Genomic DNA, 18,644 nt, shown 5'->3' on the forward strand with positions numbered 1-18,644 from the left:
AGCGCCGCTGTCAAGGGAATGTGAAGTCATAAACGTTTATGGCTTCGATTGACATGAATTGACACGCATCCAGGATCGTCCCGCATGTCTTCGTCCGTAGAGCGGAACCCGCTTCATGCGGGTTTTTCCGGGCGCGATGCTGACAAACGCCGTGGAGGACGTGAATAGGGAAGGCCCCCGCTGAGAGTGGGGGCAGCGGTCGCCCATTCGCACCGCAACCGGCATGCGCACCTCACTTCGGCAGCGGCGCGCGGCCCTCGATCGAGAACGCGGTTTCGCCACCGGGAGCGCCGGTGCCAGGTTGACCACCGCCGACAAAGATCCGGTAGTCGCCAGCCTCGACCGCGCGTTGGCCGGCGCGATCGACGTCGCTGAGCCGACGTGCGTCGAGCGCGAACGTCAGCTCGCGCGACTCGCCCGGTTGCAGCGTCACGCGCTGGAAACCGACCAGCGTGCGCAGCGGCGATTGCGGGCGCTTGGGGTATTCGAGATAGACCTGCACCACCTCGTCACCGACCCGCGTGCCGGTGTTGCGTACCTGGGTGGAGACGGTCAGCGTGTCGCCGGCCTTCAGCGTGGCGGCGGACAGGCGCGGTGCGTCGTAACCGAAAGACGTATAGCTCAGGCCGTAACCGAACGGATACAGCGGCGTGCCGGTGAAGTAGCGGTAGGTGCGGCCCTTCATGTCATAGCTGACGTAGGGCGGCAGGTCCTTGGTCGAGCGATAGAACGTCACCGGCAGGCGACCGCCCGGGTTGACGTCGCCGGCCAGCGCCTGCGCGACCGCGGTGCCGCCGGACTGGCCGGGATACCACGCGGCCAGGATCGCGTCGGCATGCTGCTGCGCCCAGTTCAACGCGACCGCGCTGCCGCTCATCAGCACTACCACCAGCGGCTTGCCGGTGGCTTTGAGGCGCGCGAGCAGGGCTTCCTGCGCGGCCGGCAGGCCGATCGCGTTGCGGTCGCCGCCGTCGAAGCCGGGCACGTCGACTTTCAGCTCCTCGCCTTCCACGTCCGGTGACAGGCCGACGAAGGCGACCACGGCATCAGATTGCGCTGTCGCGCGCTCGGCTTCGGCTAACTGCGCGTCGGCGGGGGCCAGCCATTCCAGGCGCAGGCCCTGATCCTGTCCGCGATGCTCGATTTCCAGGCGGATGCGGCGCGGGCGGGTATCGTCGAAGTGCAGCGTCGCTTCGACATTGCGGCCGTCGGCGTTGTGCACGCCGGCGGCGATGCGCTTGTCCTCGGCATTGCCGGCAACCACCAGTTGGTCATCAACGTACATGCGCACCGGATCATGGCCGGCGCAATCGAAGCAGCGCGCCACGCGCACGGCCAGCGTGTAGTCGCCCGGACCGGGCGGCAGCAGTTCGCCGCTCCAGCGCACCGAGTAGCGGTCGGCGGACACGCCCTTGGCTGGTGCGATGTGATCCCAGTTGAAGCCGATCACGCGGTCCTGGCGCACCGTGCGCGGCGTGCCGGCCAGATCGATGTTGTCGAAGTATTCGCCCTTCAGGCCGGGCTGGCCGTCGCTGCGCAGCGCGGACTCGGGAATCGTGCCGGGCACGCCCGCAGCGAGTGGTGCGCCCTGCGCGTAGCGCACGCGTTGTGCGCCGAAGCGTGCGCGCAGGCCTTGCAGCGGCGTCACCGGATCGCTGGAAGTGCCTTGGTAATTGGCTTCGAGCGCGGCCAGCGCATCGGCGTTGGGGCCGATCACCGCGAGCGTGGCGCCGGGTTTCAGCGGCAGCGTGTTCGCGTCGTTCTTCAGCAGCACCAGCGACTGCACCGCCGCTTGCAGCGCGAGCTTGCGATGGGTGGCGTTGTCGATGTCTTTGTTGCCAAGACGCGCGTATGGATCGCGCTTGGGCGCTTGCAGCTCGCCGAGCCGGTAGCGCGCGGCGAACAGGCGCACCAGCGACTGGTCGAGCAGTTTTTCTTCCACTTCACCGCGCTCGATCGCCTTGCCGAGTTCGCGATAGGCGTAGCCGCAGTTGAGATCGTGCCCAGCCTTGAGCGCGGCGGCCGACGAGCCGGCGTTGTCGGGGCGGAAGTAGTGGAACTGGGTCATGTCATCGACCGCATCGCAGTCGGATACGACGAAGCCCTTGAAGCCCCAGTCGCCGCGCAGGCGTCCGTTGAGCAGTGATTCGGACGCGCAGGCCGGTGTGCCATGCAGCGAGTTGTAGGCGCACATCACCGAGCCGGCCTGGCCTTCGACGATCGCGGCACGGAATGCGGGGGTGTAGGTCGCTTCCAGATCGTGCGGGGAGACATCCACGTCGAAACCGTGGCGGCCCGGCTCCGGGCCGCTGTGCACGGCCAGATGCTTGGGCGTGGCGATGGTACGCGGATGCTGCAGGTCATCGCCTTGCAGGCCGTGGATGAAGCCGACTGCGAGCTGGCCGGTGAGGTAGGGGTCCTCGCCGTAGGTTTCCATGCCGCGGCCCCAGCGTGGGTCGCGGAAGATGTTGATGTTGGGCGACCAGATGGTCAGGCCGGCATAGCGTGCGTGGTCTTTGCCGGGGCCACCGGCGAGGTTGAACTTGGCGCGCGCCTCGATCGAGGTGACGGTGCCGACCTGCTGGATCAGGTCGGTGTTCCAGGTCGCGGCCAGGCCGATCGCCTGCGGGAACACGGTGGCGTAGCCGTTGCGGGCGATGCCGTGCAGGCCTTCGCTCCACCATTCGTAGGCGGGAATGCCCAGGCGCGGAATCGCCGGGGCATCGTTCATGGCCTGCGCGATCTTTTCCTCGCGGGTCATCTTCGCGACCAGCGTGGCGGCGCGGTCTTCGGCGTCGTCGGCGTGGGCGGTGGTGGAGGCGGTCAGTGCAAGCGCCAGTATCGTCATCCCCGCGAAAGCGGGGATCCATGGACGTTCGCTCCGATCGCAGCAACGTCCATGGGTTCCCGCTTTCGCGGGAACGACGACAAGGGTGGAATCGGTGTGCGTCCCGATGCGTGGGGACGACGGACTACGCATTATTTGCTCTCCACCGGTTCAGCCGGTGCACCGGCAAGAGTCGAGCCCAGATCGCGCACCTGCAACTTGGCCTCCAGCGTTTCCAGCGATGCGGCGCTTTGCACGTGCACCGTCAACGGCTCGCCCGGCAACAGGTCGAAAGCGTTGTCGAACACGCGGACGTCGGTATCGCCGAACGACAACCAGACTTCGCGCGCCAGCACCGGGCTGGTCAAGGTCAGCGTGTAGCCGTCACCGTCAGCTTTCCACTCGGTGCGGACCTGCGCCTGTGGCAATGCCAGGTGCTTGGCCGCGTCGAAGAACACGGTCTGGCGTGACAGCACGCGTTCGCCGTCGAGCAGTTCGAACACCGCGAAGGTGCGTTTCGGGTCGGCGCCCTGCAGCAGCTGGGCGTCGGTGTATCGCGCCACTTGCGTGCTGCTCAGCGGTGCGAGTTTGGCCGGTTGCGTGCGCGAGGACAGCAGCTTGCCGTCGAAGTCCATCACGCGCAGCCGCCACTTGGCTGCCAGCGGTGCGGTGCGATCGGAAACCAGCGAGACGCTGGTGGTGCCGTCCTTGCGCAGTGCGGCGATCAGTTCAGGCGCGTAGAAGCGGCGCGCATGGAAGTGCAGGGCTTTCCAGCGGCCGTAGTAGTCCACGCTCGACCATGAGGCGCCCGGCCACACGTCGTTGAGCTGCCAGTACAGCGAGCCCATCGATTGCGGGCGTGAGGCGCGCAGGTGCTCGGCGGCGATCGCGATGCCTTCGGCCTGCATCAGCTGGCTCAGGTAGACGAAGCTCTCGAAATCCTTCGGCTCGCCGAACTCGCGGCGGATGTACAGCATCAGGCGCTGGTTGCCGTTGCCCTTGTCGAACTTCTGGTGCGCGCGCATCACCGGCGATTCCGGATCCAGATCGCCGGCTTCGGCGAAGGCGTGGATGGTGCGCATGTCGGGGAACGACTGCAGGCCGTACTCGGACATGAAGCGCGGGGTGACGTTCATGTATTCGGTCACCGGCAGCGCGGGGCCGCCCCAGACCTTCCAGTAGTGCATGTCGCCATCGTCGGCCTGATCGGCGGCGCCGTCGAAATCGGTACCCGGCGAGGTCGCCCAGTACGGCGTGCCCGGCGAATAGACGTTGACCGCCTCGCGCAGCACGCTGCCGAACAGCGTGGTCATGCCGCGTTCGATGCGGGTACGCTCTTCCGGATCCAGCGACTGCTTGAACTTGACCCGATCGCCCCAGTTCTCCCAGCCGGTCTGCACTTCGTTGTTGCCACACCACAGCACGATGCTGGGATGGTCGCGCAGGCGTTTGACCTGCTCGACCGCTTCCTGCCGGGTGTTCTCGCGGAAGTCCACGTCGTAGGGCGGAATCGCGCCGCCGAACATGAAATCCTGCCAGATCATGATGCCGAGTTCGTCGGCGATGTCGTAGAAGCGCTCGTCCTGATAATGGCCGCCGCCCCACATGCGCAGCATGTTCATGTTGGCGTCGTGCGCGTCCTGCAGGGTGCGGCGCATCGTCGCCTCGGTGACGCGGCTGGGGAAGCTGTCGAGCGGAATCAGGTTGGCGCCCTTGGCGAACACCGGGATGCCGTTGACCACGATCGCCATGCTCTTGCCCCAGCGATCCTTCTCGCGGCGCAGTTCGACCGTGCGCAGGCCGGTGACGCGCTTGAGCGGCTGGCTGTCGCCGTCGGCATCACTCACGCTGGCGATGAAGGTGTAGCGGTCCTGCGCGCCGTAACCGGCCGGGAACCAGCGTCGCGGCTGGGCGATGCGCAGCGGCAGATCGATGCGGTTGCTGCCCGGATCGACGGTGCGTTGCTCGCTGATCTGCGTGACCTGGCGGCCGTCGGGATCGAGCACCCGCACGTCGACCTTCACCGGGCCGCTGTGACCGGCTTCCAGCGTGATCTGCGCTTCGAGCTGCGCGGCATCGGCATCGACGCGCTGCTGGGCGATGTGCAGATCATCGGCGCGGATGGCATCCCAGGCCTGCAGCTTCACGTCCTTCCAGATGCCGGCGGTGACCATGCGCGGGCCCCAGTCCCAGCCGAAGTTGTACGGCGCCTTGCGCACATAGGTGGAACTGTGGCGCGCCTCCGGCTCGTCGCCGAACGCGGAGTCATAGGCGCCGGGCAGCGCGTACGGCTGCTGCGCGAGCCACGGCTGGATCTTCTTGATCGGCGAGTACAGTTTCACTTCCAGCACGTTGTCGCCGGACTTGAGCAGCGGCTTTACGTCCACGCGCCAGCGCCGGAACATGTTGTCGGCGTCGAGGATCTTCTTGCCGTTGAGAGTGACTTCGGCCAGCGTGTCCAGGCCGTCGAACACCAGCTCGACGTGGTCGCGTGCCAAGGTGCCGTCGGCGAGCTTGAAGCGGGTCTGGTACTGCCAGTCGGTCAGGCCGACCCATTGGATCTGGCCTTCGTTGTCGCGATAGAACGGATCGGCCACCACGCCGGCGGCGATCAGATCGGTCTGCACGGTGCCCGGCACCTGCGCCGGCAGCCACTTGGCGGCCTTCGGATGGTCCTTGGCCTGTGTTTGTCCTGGTGCGAGCCGGACCTGCCAGCCGTCATCCAGTGTCTGTGTCGAGGGCGGCGCGGCCCACGCCGGCAGGGCGAGCGCCAGTCCCAGCAGAGCCGTCAGCAGCCTGATGGGAGATGTCCCTCCCACAAGGATGCCGCTGGAGAAATGAAGACGACGAGATACAGGCATCAGTGATCTCCCTATGTGGTTCAGTGCCGCGCCGCTGGCGACGCCTGCGCGTTGTTTTCGATGAGTTGGACCGCGCCGATCGCATACAGCGGACCGGAAATCGGTGCGGTGAAGCGCAGGCACAGGTCGTGGATGCCGGTGTGCGCCGGCAGCGGTGTTTCCAGCACGAACTGCTCGCCCAGCGTTTCGCCAGCGGGCAGCGGCACGCTGGCCAGACGTTCGCCCTTGCAGCCGTTCAATACTTCCAGTTCGCCGCCCGGCGTGCTGGCGGGATATTGCTCGACCTTGGACTGGTCGTGTGCCAGGCCGAAATTGCGCGCCAGCCGTGCGGCATCGATGCGCAGCGCGACGATGCCGTCCAGCCGTGCCTTCGGATACAGCCAGCAGGCGTGGAACAGATCGACGTTGTAGACCGGCGTGTCGGCATCGGGCATGTCCGGCAGCAGCGGTAGGCGCAGGCCGAGCGCACCACCGTCGGAACAGTTGCGCAGGCCCTGGCTGTCGATGCTGAGCAATGCTGCGCGGTCGAAGCGGCGGCTGCGGGTGGCGCCCAGCGGGCGGCCATCTTCGGTGAACACGATGGCCTTGACCGTGGACGGCAGCGTTATCGCGAACGGTGCGTTGTAGCGCGAGGATTGCAGGCTCGGTTCGCTGCCGTCGGTGGTGTAGCGGATCTGGCCGAAACCGGTCTGATTGCCGAGCACGACCTTGGCCGGGCCGCCGGCCAGTACCGGGTTGGCGCCACCTTCAAGGTTGATGTCGGCGGCGAAGGCGCCGTCGCTGTAGTCGATGCCGAGCATCTTGTAGCGCTGCAGCTGCGCCGGCAGGCGTGCCAGGAAGCCGTCCCAGCTGCGCGCGCCCATCGGCGACCACGCCACCTCGGCGATCGCGGCCAGGCGCGGGAACATGGCGTGGTCGACGTGCCAACGTGAGGGAATGTATTCGCTCCACAGCGCTCCCTGCGCGCCAAGCACGTGCTTGCCCTGCTCGGCGGTCAGACTGGCCGGCACCGGGTCGAACTCGTAGACGCGTGCCAGCGGCAGTGTGTACAGCTGCCCGTTGGGCTCGTCGCTGCGAGTGCTTTGCTGGTAGTCCAGATACATCCAGCCGGACGGTGCGAGCACCACGTCGTGGCCCAGTTTGGCGGCGGCCACCGCACCGTCGATGCCGCGCCAGGACATCACCGAGGCGCTGGCCGGCAGGCCGCCTTCGAGGATCTCGTCCCAGCCGATCAGGCGCCGCCCGTGCGCGGTCAGGTACTGCGCGAGCTGTTCGTTGAACCAGCCCTGCATCGCATGCGCATCCTGCACGCCGAGCTTGCGCATCTGCGTGCGGATCGCCGGCGAGGCTTCCCACTGGTCCTTGACCGCCTCGTCGCCGCCGATGTGGATGTAGGTCGACGGGAACAGGTCGAGCACTTCGTCGAGTACGCCGCGGATGAAATCCAGGCTGCGCGTGTCGGTGTCGAACAGGTAGGGATTCACACCCCAGTCCACCGACACGGCCGGGCGCTCGCTGGTCACGCCGACCTCTTCCGGATACGCGGCCACGGCGGCCTGTGCGTGGCCGGGCATGTCGATCTCCGGGAGGATGGTGATGTGGCGTTCGGCGGCGTAGGCGACCAGCTCGCGGATCTGGTCCTGGGTGTAGAAGCCGCCGTAGCGCTGCGGCGTGCCGTGACGGCCCGCACCCGGCGGGGTGCGCCAGGCGCCGATGTCGGTGAGCTTGGGATAGCGCTTGATCTCGATGCGCCAGCCCTGGTCGTCGGTGAGGTGCAGGTGCAGCACGTTGAGCTTGTGCTGTGCCATCGCGTCGATCACGTGCTTGACCGTATCGACGTCTTGGAAATGGCGGGCGACGTCCAGGTGCTGCCCGCGCCAGCCGAAGCGCGGCCAGTCGTGGATGGTGGCCGCCGGCACCGACACCTCGCCATGACGCGCATCGGGCGTCATCAGCTGCCAGGCGCTGATCGCACCGTAGAACAGGCCGGCGTCGTCGCGCGCGGCGATGCGCATGCCTTGCTGGTCGACGTCGAGCGCGTAGCCTTCCTTCTGCTCGACTGGCGCCTGCGGATCAAGTTCAAGGCGGATGCTGCCGGCGCTCGGCGTGGCTTCGGTCTTGATGCTCAGGTCCAGACCGCGGGTGCGGCGCAGCAGGTCGGCAAGGTAGCGCGCGCTGTGCAGCGCGGCAGCATCATCGGCACGTACCGAGATCGAGGTGCGCGGGCCGATGTCGAGCCGGCCGTTGTGGCGCTGGCTCTCGGCGGGGACCGGGATCAGCGGCAGCGGTGGCGGCGTGTGCGGGCCGGAGGCGGCGCTGGGAAACGGCGGCGGGCTGCCGGTGTGGTGCTCGTCGCTGCAACCGCCGAGCAGCGCGGCAGCGAACATGGCCAGTCCGATTGCGCGCAGGCGATGTACGGCCATCGCGTGAAGTGCGGAACGTAAGCGCATGGAATATCCCCGGTGATTCGAGTGGCGCTCGACCGGGGTCGGGCGCGGACGTCGTACGGCGTGGTGGTAGAGAGTACGGTGTGACGCGCTTGGGTACGAGCTGCACAGCATCATGCGCGATCGCGCGTCCGCTCGCGGCAGCACTCCGGTGGCCCTTCCAGGCCACCGGAGTGCGATGCAGGTCTCAACGCTCGGCCAGCGGCAGCTCGTCCCACACCTTCGGATCTTCGGCGCCGAGTACCCAGCAGCTGAAACCCTGCAGGTTGTACTGCTTCACCAGGTCGTAGCGGGCGCGGAAGCTGCGCGCATCCGGGCGGAACACCCACTCGCGCATGTCGTCGCGATAGAAGTAGAACCACGACTCCTGCTCGACCGGATCCCACTGCACGGTGGCGTTCTGCTCGATCGCCAGCGGGAACGACTCGTCGGCGTCGATGTAGTCGGCGGAGATGTTGGAGGCCTCGGTGCCGTCGGCCTTGACCGGATCGCCGGTGTACCAGCGGTAGCCGTAGGTGGCGATGCCCAGCGACAGCTTGTCCTTCGGCACCTGGGTCAGTGCGTAGTCCAGGTGCTTCTTGATCCACGGCATGCCGTCGACCGGGCCGGGCGTGGTCCAGCGGGTGTGCTGGTCGTAGGTCATCAGGCTGATCAGGTCGGCCGCCTGGCCCAGCGCCTTCAGGTCATACGGGCCGCGCCAGTATTCCCACATCCACTTGGAGAAGCGGCCGCCCTCGGCGTAGCCCGGTGCGTTCGGCACCACCGCCACCGACAGCGTCATCCCGGCCTTGTGCAAAGCATCGGCGGTCTGCTTGACCATCAGTGTGTAGGCGTCGCGATCGGTCCAGGCGATGCTCTCGAAATCGAACTGGAAGCCCTTGTAACCGCGTGCCTTGCCCTCGCGGACCAGCGACTCGTTCATGTGCTTCTTGGCGTCTTCGTCGTGCAGCAGCTTGTGGAAGCCCTCACGGCCGGCGGTCATCGACAGGATCGGCGTGACCGGCAGCTTCTTCGCGCGTGCGATGCCGTAGAGGTACTCGTTGGGCCCGCCATTGACCAGGCCATTGGCGTCCACGCCGTACCAGGTCGGCACCAGCACGTCGATCTTGTCGACGTTGGCGAGGAACGAGTTGGTCGATTTCTGCGTGCCCATCAGATAGAACAGGGCGGTGGGGTTTTTCGCCATGGCCGGCACGGCCAGGGCCAGCGCCAGCATCAGCGCGGACAGTCGCTTGATCATCGGGAATTCCGTCAGCGTGTGTTGATGGGAGAAGAAAGTTCGATCCGGTAGACCCAGGCATGCTCGCCGACCGGTTTGGCCGGCAGGCGCAGGTGCAGGCCGTCGTCGCGTTGCTCGAACGGCACCTTGCGGCCGTTGGCCAGCAGCGTCACCGCACGCACGCCGTCGGCGGGCTTGAGCGAGTGGATCACTGCTTCGCCGCCTTGCGGCCAGCCCAGTTCGATCGCGTACAGCGCGCCGTCGCGCACGGTGAAGCGGAAATCCTCCGCCGTGTACGGCTTGGTCTTGATGTCCTGGAAGGTGCCGCCGACCACTTCGGTCGGGCCTTCGCCATAGCTGCGCCACGGCGTGCTGTCGTAGATTGCCTCGCCGTTGACCTTCAACCACTGGCCGATCGTCAGCAGGATGTTGCGCTCGGTGTCGGGAATGCTGCCGTCCGCACGCGGGCCGATGTTGAGCATCAGGTTGCCGTTCTTGGCGACCACGTCGGCGAGCATGTGGATGATGAAGGTCGGCGACTTGTAGGTGTCGTTCTTGATGTAGCCCCACGAGGCATTGCTGACCGAGGTGTCGGTCTGCCAGTGGGTCGGATGGATGCCGGTGAGCTGGCCGCGCTCGATGTCGAGCGTGCCGGCGCCTTCCGGGAATGCACCGAGCTTGTAGTTCACCACCACGCCGCCCTTGGCTGCACCATGGTTGTAGTAGTACGACAGCATGGTCGGCAGCGTGCTGCGGAAGGTCGGGTGCGCGATCCACCAGTCGAAATAGATCAGATCCGGGTCGTAGCGATCGATCAGCTCGGTGGTGCGCGCCAGCCAGTCGTCCAGCCACGCCTGCGCGACCGGTGTCCAATCATTGGTGACGTCGCCATCGTCCTTGCCGGGCAGGCGCACCTGCGCCGGGCCGTACAGATCGGCGTAGCGCGGATCGTTGACGTCGGAATCGAACGTGCGGCCGCCGTCGAAGAACCAGTTGTGCTCGGCGCGGTGCGAGGACAGGCCGAAGTGCAGGCCCTGCGCACGGATCGCCTTGGACAGATCGCCGATCAGGTCGCGCTTCGGGCCCATCTTGACCGCGGTCCAGTCGGAAAGCTGCGAGTCGTACAGCGCGAAACCGTCATGGTGCTCAGCGACCGGCACCACGTAGCGCGCACCGGCCTCGCGGAACAGCGTGGCCCAGGCGGTGGGATCGAACTTCGGTGCGGTGAACAGCGGCACCAGGTCCTTGTAGCCGAACTTCGCCTGCGGACCGTAGGTGGCGATGTGGTGCTGGTATTCCTTCGAGCCCGGCTGGTACATGTTGCGCGAATACCACTCGCTGCCGAACTCGGGTACCGAGAACACGCCCCAGTGGATGAAGATGCCGAACTTGGCGTTGTCGTACCAGGACGGCGATTGGTATTGCTTGAGCGAGGTCCAGTCGGGACGGAACGGACCCTTGCGCGCGCCGTCGTCGGCCTCCTGTACCAGACGTTGCCGTTCGGGCGCGTACTTGGCGGTGGCCTTGAGCCACTGCGCATCGATCTGTTCGGGCGACAGCGTGGTCGCGGTCGGCGCGGTGGGTTCGGCAGCACCGGCGGTGGAGAGCGCCAGAGTCAACAGCGCCAACGTGGCCAGCCGCAGTGGCCCGGAGCGAGGTGAGGCGCGATACGTTTTCATGATGGTATCCCCTTGAAATCGGGATGGAAGCACCATCCCGCAAATGTTCGAGACCGTGCCCGATCCGGACTGGTGGATGCCAGTGACCGGATCGGGCGCGGCGGTTCTCTCCCCGCGCCCCGGGCGGAACAATCCCCGGGGCGTGGCCGGTCCTGGGACCGGTGTGGTGTTGCCTGCTGCTAGAACTTGAAGTTCATGGTCAATGCGTACGAGCGTCCGTTCTTGTAAATGTAATACGGCTTGTCCTTGGTGCCGATGTAGCTGTAGTAGGTCTCATCCAGCAGGTTGGTGGCGTTGAGCGTGAGCTGGATGGCGTCGTTGATGCGGTAGCCCAATGTTGCGTCCAGTTCGGTATAGGCATCGGTCATCTGATGGCCATTGAGCCGTCCCAACTGGGTGAAGTACTCGGAACGATAGCTCTCGCTTACGCGCACGCTCCACTTGCCGTTCTCGAAGAACGGGCTGATGTTGTAAGTGTTGCGCGAACTGTATGGCAGCTGGAAGTCCTGATCCGTCGAGGAGTCGGCGTAGGTGTAGTTGGCCACGAGGCCAAAGCCATGGCCGAAGTTGGCCGTATACGCCAGCGCCGCACCCTGCACCTTGGCGTGGCCGCCGTTGATGGGCAGCGAGGTGGAGTAGGTGGCGGTGGTGCCGGTGGTCTGGTCGTAGTACTCCTTGTCCTCGGTCATCGTGAGGATGTAGTTGGAGATGTCACGATAGAACAGCTCGCCGCTGAGGATGCTGTCCTTCGAGAAGTACCACTCCAGCGACGCATCGTAGTTCACCGATTCGTACGGTTTGAGGTTCGGGTTGCCGGTCGAGGCGGTCAGCGTGTTGTCGCTGGTGGACACGTACGGCGTCATGTTGCTGTAGCGCGGCCGAGCGATCACCTTGGCCACCGAGAAGCGCCCGATCAGGTCGTCGCGCAGGTCGTAGGCGAAGTTGAATGACGGCAGCCAGCGACCATAGCTGTGCGAATAGCTGACCGGCGAGTAGCTGCCATCGGTGTTGTAGTTGTAGCCCTCGGTGTCGTCGGTGGTGTGCACGTAGCGCAGGCCGAAGTTGCCGCGGTAGCGCTCGCCCGAATAGTCGCTCTGGATGTACCAGGCGCGGTTGCGCTCCTCGATGCTGTAGGTGCCGCTATAGGAGAAGTCCAGGCTGCTCGAACCGGACAGCGTGTCGATGTAGTTCTCCAGCGCGCTGCGGTTGATCGTGGCCCAGCTCTCCATGTCGCTGCTGGCGGAGATGCCGTTGAGGTAGTCCGATGGCGTGTTGCCGCCGTAGAAACTGCTCAGGGTGGTGCCGTCGCTGATGCTCCAGGTCTTGCTGTAGGAGGTGGTGCCGGCCTCGTGGTTGCTCATCTTCACGCCGGTCCGGATCTTGTGGAGCGGCCCCAGGTCGATGTCGTGATCGAAGTCGAACTGGTAATAGGCTTCCTGATCGTAGGTCGGGGCGCGGCTTAGCGAGACGCTGCTGAGCGTCATGTTGCTTGGATCGGTCGGATCATTGTCATAGCTGATCGAGGTGTTCTTGCCGTCGATGTCGTAGCTGTAGCCGCCGGTCGAGGTGAAGGTGGCGCCGTAGATGTTGTCGGCACCGCCCGTCGAGCGGGTGTAGCCGATCGTGTTGGACATGTTCCAGTCGTAGCCATGCACATCAGCCTGGATGTTCAAGCTGCCGGTCTTGACCGTGGTGTGGCGCGAATAGCCGTCCAGATAGGTGGTGGCAGTGGAGCCGAAGGTGCCCGAGGTCGCCACCCCGTTGGTGAAGCCCAGCGATTCGGCGGAACTGGTGTTGCCTGCCCAGTAGGCGTAGCGGCTCTGGTTCCAGTTGTCGAAGTTTTCCTTGATGTACAGCCCGGTGACATTGAGCTCGAAGGTTTCGTCGGGCTTCCACTGGAACGCGGTGGTGAGCGCATCGCGCTCGCGTTTCTGCTGGAACAGCGCGGTGTTCAGCGACGTCGGCACGGAGCCGCTGCTGCCGTTGGTGGCGCTGCTGGGATAGCTGGAGGAGTCGCCGTAGCCGAAGATCTCCACGCCGTCGCGGCGGATGATCTTGTTGGAGTGCGAGGCCGAGACCAGGAAGCCGAAGGTATCGTCCTTGTTCTTCCAGCTGTACATCAACGAAGCGTTGGGACGCCCGGTCGAGGAGCGGTCGTTGTAGTTGTAGCCGACGCTGCCAGACACGGCGTTGCGTTCCAGGTCGAGCGGCTTGCGGGTGTGCACGATCACGGTGCCGCCGATGCTGCCCTCGTCGATGCGAGCCTCGGGCGACTTGTAGACCTCCATCAGGCCGACCACTTCGGACGGCAGGATGCTGTAGTTGAACGAACGGTTGTCCGAGTCGTTGGGATCGCCGCCCCAGGTGGTCGATGCGATGGTCTGGCCATTGAGCAGCACGCGGTTCAGAGCCGGATCGGTACCGAGGATGCTGACCTTCTCGCCTTCGCCGAACTGGCGGTCGACGCTGATGCCGGGCAGATGCGCCAGCGATTCGGCCACGTTGGTGTCAGGGAACTTGCCAATGTCCTCGGCGCTGATCGCATCGATGATCGCATCGGCGTTGCGCTTGACGCTGAGCGCCTTGCCGAGACTGGCGCGATAGCCGGTGACGGTGACGGCGTCGAGCTGGGTGGCGGTGGTGGGGCTCTTGTCCTCGTCCTGCTGCTGAGTCTGCTCCTGTGCCCGGGCGATGCCGGAGCAGGAGAGGACTGCGCTGATACAGAGAGCTAACTGGGTGGTACGGCTATGCATGACTAACCTCGTGGATAACGGTCGCGGTACTGGTCTAGCGGATGAGCTGCTGGTGCCTGCAATCGATCGAGCGTTGTCCGGACATGCGCGTGGGGGGACGGACATGGCTAGTTCGGCGGAGGGCGTGCGCTTCTTCTTGTCGGCGTCCTGCCGGACTGGCGTCCAGGCGGACCGAGTCTCGGGAGAGTTGATAACGTTGTCAATAGGATGTCATGTGGATCTGCATAAGCAGTCCGTACGCGCGAAATCAGGAGGGTGTGACGTCCGCCGGAACCTTGTGGCATGCCGCTTGGCGGCGCGCATGAAAGCCACGCTGAAGTTCGCCAATACATGTTGAAACATGCGAAATTCCGTGAATATGTGACGCCCGTCAGATGGTCGCGATGGGCCTCTGATTACTGCCGGAATGGGATGCTCAGAGCCAGTTCCGAGTAAATGACAACGTTGTCCATCGATGTACACTGGCCGCATATCTTCCGAAACAATCTTTGCGACCATGCAATCAGCAACACGCATCGTGGACCGTGCCGATCTCGCGCCCGAGTCGGCGACTGGCAGGGTGCCCGACAGCTTCCTGGTGACCGACGTAGGGGGCACGCATGCACGCATCGCGCTGGCCACTCCAAGGGCTGGCGATGAGCCGATCCAGTTGCGGCACTACCGCACGTACCGCTGTGCGGACTATTCGGGTCTGGACGAGATCCTCGCCGGGTTCGTCGCGGAGTGCGGGATCGAGGCACCGCGTCGTGGTGTGGTGGCCAGTGCCGGCTACGCCCTGACCGATGGCAGCGTGATCGGGGTCAACCTGCCTTGGAAACTCGAATTGGAGCCGATCCGGCGCCGGTTTGGCATGCATCGTCTCGACCTGGTGAACGACTTCGAAGCGGTGGCGCATGCGGCACCGAACATGGCCGAGCAGGAGGTGCTGCACTTGTCGGGGCCCGCACAACTGCAGGATGGCGCGGTACTGGTGTTGGGGCCTGGAACCGGCCTGGGAGCCGCGCTGTGGGCGCTGCGTCCCGATGGTGAGGCGTGGGTATTGCCGACCGAGGCCGGACAGGCTGCCCTGGCGCCGGCCAGTGATGTCGAAGTCGAGCTGCTGCAGGCCCTGCGTCGTGCGCACGGACATGTATCGATCGAATCGCTTCTGTCCGGTCCGGGATTGCTCACGCTCTATCGGACTTTGTGCGTATTGCGAGGTATCGGCCCGGTTCTGTCCTTGCCGGCTGAAGTCACCGCGGCCGCGCAGGAGGGGCGTGATGCGCTGGCCAGCGAAACCCTCGCGATCTTCTGTGGGCTGCTGGGTAGTGTCGTCGGCGACATGATGTTGCTTTATGGCATCCGTGGCGGCGTCTATCTGGCCGGTGGGTTGCTGCCGCGTATGGCGCAGATGCTGGCGGCCAGCCAGTTCCGTGCGCGCATGCTCGACAAGGGCAAGATGCGTCCCGCGCTGGAACAGGTGCCGGTCAAGCTTGTGGAACACGGGCAACTAGGTGTGATCGGTGCGGCGAACTGGTTCGTGCAACAGTACGATTGAATCCCCGCATATGAATGTGTGGGTTGGTGCGAAGGGCCGGCCCTTTGAATCCCGGCATGTGGAGGCGTAGACGCCTGCGAGGGATCTGAGCATCCGAATGCCGGGCGCGGGGACGTGGTCCGTCTCCGCGCCCGGCGGGATGAAAAAGAGGCGCGCCCCAAAGGGAGGCCGTGGCGCGCCTATACCGCATCAGAACTTGAAGTTGGCGGTGAGCTGGGCCGAGCGGCCGCTCTTGTACACGCCAAGCGGTGCGTACGTCACCTCGTTGTACCAGTAGTAGGTGGAGTCGAGCAGGTTGCTGGCGTTGAAGTTGATCGACATCCAGTCATTGACCTGATAAGCGGCGCTCAGGCCCAGCTCCTTGTACCCGGCGGTGAACACTTCCGAATCGAGACGGCCGACCTGGGTGAAGTACGCGGAGCGATAGCTGTAGTTAATGCGAACGCTGAACGGACCATGCTCCCAGTAGGGGATGACGTTGTAGGTATTACGCGACAGGTACGGCATGTTCAGGCCAGCGCTGGTGCTGGCACTCGCGTAGGTGTAATTGGTCTGGATGCCGAAGCCCCAGAACAGACTCTGCTGGTAGGCCAGCGAAGCACCTCTGACCTTGGCACCGGAATAGTTGACTGGCGAGGTGATCGAATAGGTGCCGCTTACGCCGGTGACTGAGTTGGTCAGGGTCTGTTCGGTGGTGACGTCGACGATGTAGCTGCCAACGTCGCGGTAGAAGAACTCACCCGAGAGCGCGCTGTCCTTGTTGATGTACCACTCTGCGGCCAGGTCGTAGTTGTCCGACTCGTAGGGTTTCAGGTTGGGGTTGCCGCCGCTGCCGGTCATGGTGCTGTCGTCGAGCGAGGTGGCGCCAGCCAGATCGGCATAGCGTGGGCGTGCGATCACCTTGGACGCGCCGAAGCGCAATATTTTGTCCTCGGACAGGTCATAGGCGATGTTGAAGCTGGGTAGCGGCTTGTAGTAGTTGGTCTTGGACTGTGCCAGCTGATAGGTGCCGTCGTTATCGCCATCCAGCCAATAGGTAGACTTGTCCATGGTGGAGGCGTAGCGCAGGCCGACGTTGCCGCGGAAGTGATCGGTCTCGAAGTTCAACTGTGCGTACGCATCGTTGGTCAGCTCCTTGACGCCGAAGGAGGAGCCATAGTCGATCTTGTAGGCGCCCTGCGGCAGCGACTTCAGATAGGCAAGCACCGCGGCCAGGCTGGCGGTGTTCCAGTTGACCAGATCGCCGCCTGCGCTCAGTCCGTCATATAGGTTGCTCGGCGTGGTGCCCGGGCTGAACTCGGTCAGTGAGATGTCGGAGTCAGCGTAGAGCGAATTACCCCAGGCGCTGTTGCTGTTGTCATGGTCGATATACTTGTAACCCAGCAGCACCTTGTTGAAGGGCCCCCATTCGACGTCACGGGCCGCATCGAACTGGAAGTACTTCTCGCGATCGTTGCTGATCGAGTAGTAGATGCCACCGGCCTGCGTGCCACTCGTCAGGCCCCAGTTGGAAGCGCTGCCGTTGTCGTAGCTGACGGTGGAACTCTGGCCGTTGTAGCTGAAGTTGTAGCCGCCGGACAGCAGCAGGAACTTCATCAGATATTCCGGATCCTTGCCGCCGCTGGCGGATGTGGTACCGGCCTGGGTGGTGAAGACCCAGTTGTCGCCGTAAAAGTCGTGACGCAGGTTCACGCTCTTGGTGGTCACCTTGCTGACGCGATAGTTGGTATCCAACTCCGCATAGGCATCGCCGCCAACCGTGGCCGAGGTGATGTAGCCGTTCTTGGTGGTGTACGAGGTGATGTCGCTTTCCGAGCAGGCCGGACAGACGTAGCGTGCCTCGCTGTAGTTGTTGTACTTGCCCTTGATGTAGATGCCGGTCAGGTTGAATTCGTTGCGGTCATTGGGCTTCCACTGCAGCGCGACCTGGGCGCCGTCGCGTTGACGCACCTGCTGGAAGTAGTCGCTGTTGATGCCGACCGGCATCTTGTACCCCTGGTAGGTGGTATAGCCCCAGTACTCGATACCAGCACGGGAGATTTGCTGCTTGTCGTGGGTGAGCGAGATCAGCGCGCCGAAGGTTTCGTCCTGGTTCTTCCAGCTGTACAGGAACGAGCCGCGCGGACTGCCCTTGGCGGAACGGTCGTTGTAGCTGTAGCCCAGCGAGCCGCGGATCGTGTTGCTCGGCAGGTCGAGGGGCTTGCGCGTGTGCACGATCACAGTGCCGCCGATCGAGCCTTCGTCTATGCGCGCCTCGGGGCTCTTGTACACCTCCATCAGGCCGATGATTTCCGGTGACAGCAGGGTGTAGTTGAAGGTGCGGCCGCTGGTGTCGGTCGGGTTGCCGCCCCAGTCGCCGGAGGCGATGGTCTGACCGTTGACCAGGATGCGGTTCAGTGCCGGGTCGGTGCCGTTGATGCTGACTTTCTCACCTTCGCCGAACTGGCGATCCACGCTGATGCCGGGCAGGTGCGAGAGCGACTCGGCGGCGTTGGTGTCCGGGAACTTGCCGATGTCCTCGGCGCTGATCGCGTCCACGATGGCATTGGCTGCGCGCTTGACCGACAGGCTTTTCTCCAGCGATGCGCGATAGCCGGTGACGGTGACGGTGTCGAGATCCTGAGGCTTCTGGTCCGATGAGGTCGCGGAAGCGGATGTCGACGTAGTGGTGGTGGTTTGATCCTGTGCGCTGGCTTGCTGTACCCATACGCAAAGCGCCATGGAGATTCCAACGGCGAGCTTGTTGATATGACGGGTATTGTCGTGACTCATGGTGAGCACCCCTGGTTTGACTGGCGGGTTTTTGGATGGGCGGCAGCCGCATGGCTGCCTTGGGCTGTTTTGCGTAAGCGGGTATTGCCGTAAGCGTGTTGCGGCTGCCGCATCCTGCGGACCTTTCGGATCCCCGGGGGGAGGGGAAAAATCAGGTGTTGCTGTTGCGACCGAGGTACCAACTCGCTGCGCCAACCACACCGAGTTGCCCGTGTTCAACCACCTTCACGGGAATGCGCTGCAGCGCTTCGCGCATCGGCCCCTTGTCGAGGAAGCGCGCGACGAAGCTGCTGTTGATCAGGAATTGGCGGATGTTCGGGAGGATCCCGCCCGCCAGATAAATGCCGCCCTGCGCGCCGTACAGCAGGGCCATGTCGCCGACGACGCTGCCGAGCAGGCCGCAGAAGACCTCCAGGCTTTCCACGGCGAGTGCGTTCTGGCCGCTGAGTGCGGCCGTGGTGATGTCGGCGGACGTTGCCAGCGTGGGCGCAGCGCCGCGCACCGCGCATAGCGCGTTGTAGAGATTCAGCAGGCCAGGGCCGGACAGCG

Annotated in this window: 9 protein-coding genes; 1 reads left to right on the forward strand and 8 read right to left on the reverse strand. The window is 64.6% G+C overall.

Annotated features, from left to right (window positions below):
- Positions 1-232: 232 nt before the first annotated feature.
- From AC3WJE_RS18115 to AC3WJE_RS18140, 6 genes are all read right to left on the reverse strand, one after another.
- On the reverse strand, positions 233-2,848 hold the full coding sequence (locus AC3WJE_RS18115; protein ID WP_493732222.1) for a glycoside hydrolase family 3 protein: 2,616 nt from the start codon (positions 2,846-2,848) through the stop codon (positions 233-235).
- Positions 2,849-2,979: 131 nt separating this feature from the next.
- Positions 2,980-5,688 (reverse strand): beta-mannosidase, encoded by a 2,709-nt coding sequence (locus AC3WJE_RS18120; protein WP_493732223.1) that lies wholly within the window; start codon positions 5,686-5,688, stop codon positions 2,980-2,982.
- Positions 5,689-5,708: 20 nt separating this feature from the next.
- Positions 5,709-8,138: a beta-N-acetylhexosaminidase gene (locus AC3WJE_RS18125; RefSeq protein ID WP_493732224.1), complete on the reverse strand. Its 2,430-nt coding sequence runs from the start codon at positions 8,136-8,138 to the stop codon at positions 5,709-5,711.
- A 184-nt stretch (positions 8,139-8,322) separates the two neighbouring features.
- Positions 8,323-9,375 (reverse strand): glycosyl hydrolase family 18 protein, encoded by a 1,053-nt coding sequence (locus AC3WJE_RS18130; RefSeq protein WP_493732225.1) that lies wholly within the window; start codon positions 9,373-9,375, stop codon positions 8,323-8,325.
- 11 nt (positions 9,376-9,386) lie between these two features.
- A complete protein-coding gene (locus AC3WJE_RS18135) occupies positions 9,387-11,033 on the reverse strand; it encodes an alpha-L-fucosidase (RefSeq protein WP_493732226.1) in 1,647 nt (548 codons plus the stop codon).
- Positions 11,034-11,212: 179 nt separating this feature from the next.
- Positions 11,213-13,786 (reverse strand): TonB-dependent receptor, encoded by a 2,574-nt coding sequence (locus AC3WJE_RS18140; RefSeq protein WP_493732227.1) that lies wholly within the window; start codon positions 13,784-13,786, stop codon positions 11,213-11,215.
- Positions 13,787-14,282: 496 nt separating this feature from the next.
- On the opposite strand from AC3WJE_RS18140, the gene AC3WJE_RS18145 reads away from it, so the two are divergent.
- Positions 14,283-15,323 (forward strand): glucokinase, encoded by a 1,041-nt coding sequence (locus tag AC3WJE_RS18145; protein WP_493732228.1) that lies wholly within the window; start codon positions 14,283-14,285, stop codon positions 15,321-15,323.
- Between the two features lie 189 nt (positions 15,324-15,512).
- On the opposite strand, the gene AC3WJE_RS18150 is transcribed toward AC3WJE_RS18145, so the two are convergent.
- On the reverse strand, positions 15,513-18,095 hold the full coding sequence (locus tag AC3WJE_RS18150) for a TonB-dependent receptor (protein ID WP_493732229.1): 2,583 nt from the start codon (positions 18,093-18,095) through the stop codon (positions 15,513-15,515).
- A 151-nt stretch (positions 18,096-18,246) separates the two neighbouring features.
- On the reverse strand, positions 18,247-18,644 hold a 398-nt coding region (locus tag AC3WJE_RS18155), incomplete at its 5' end, for a glucokinase (protein WP_493732230.1).

It is taken from the genome of Pseudomonas sp. GW821-FHT07E12 (genome assembly GCF_058986605.1).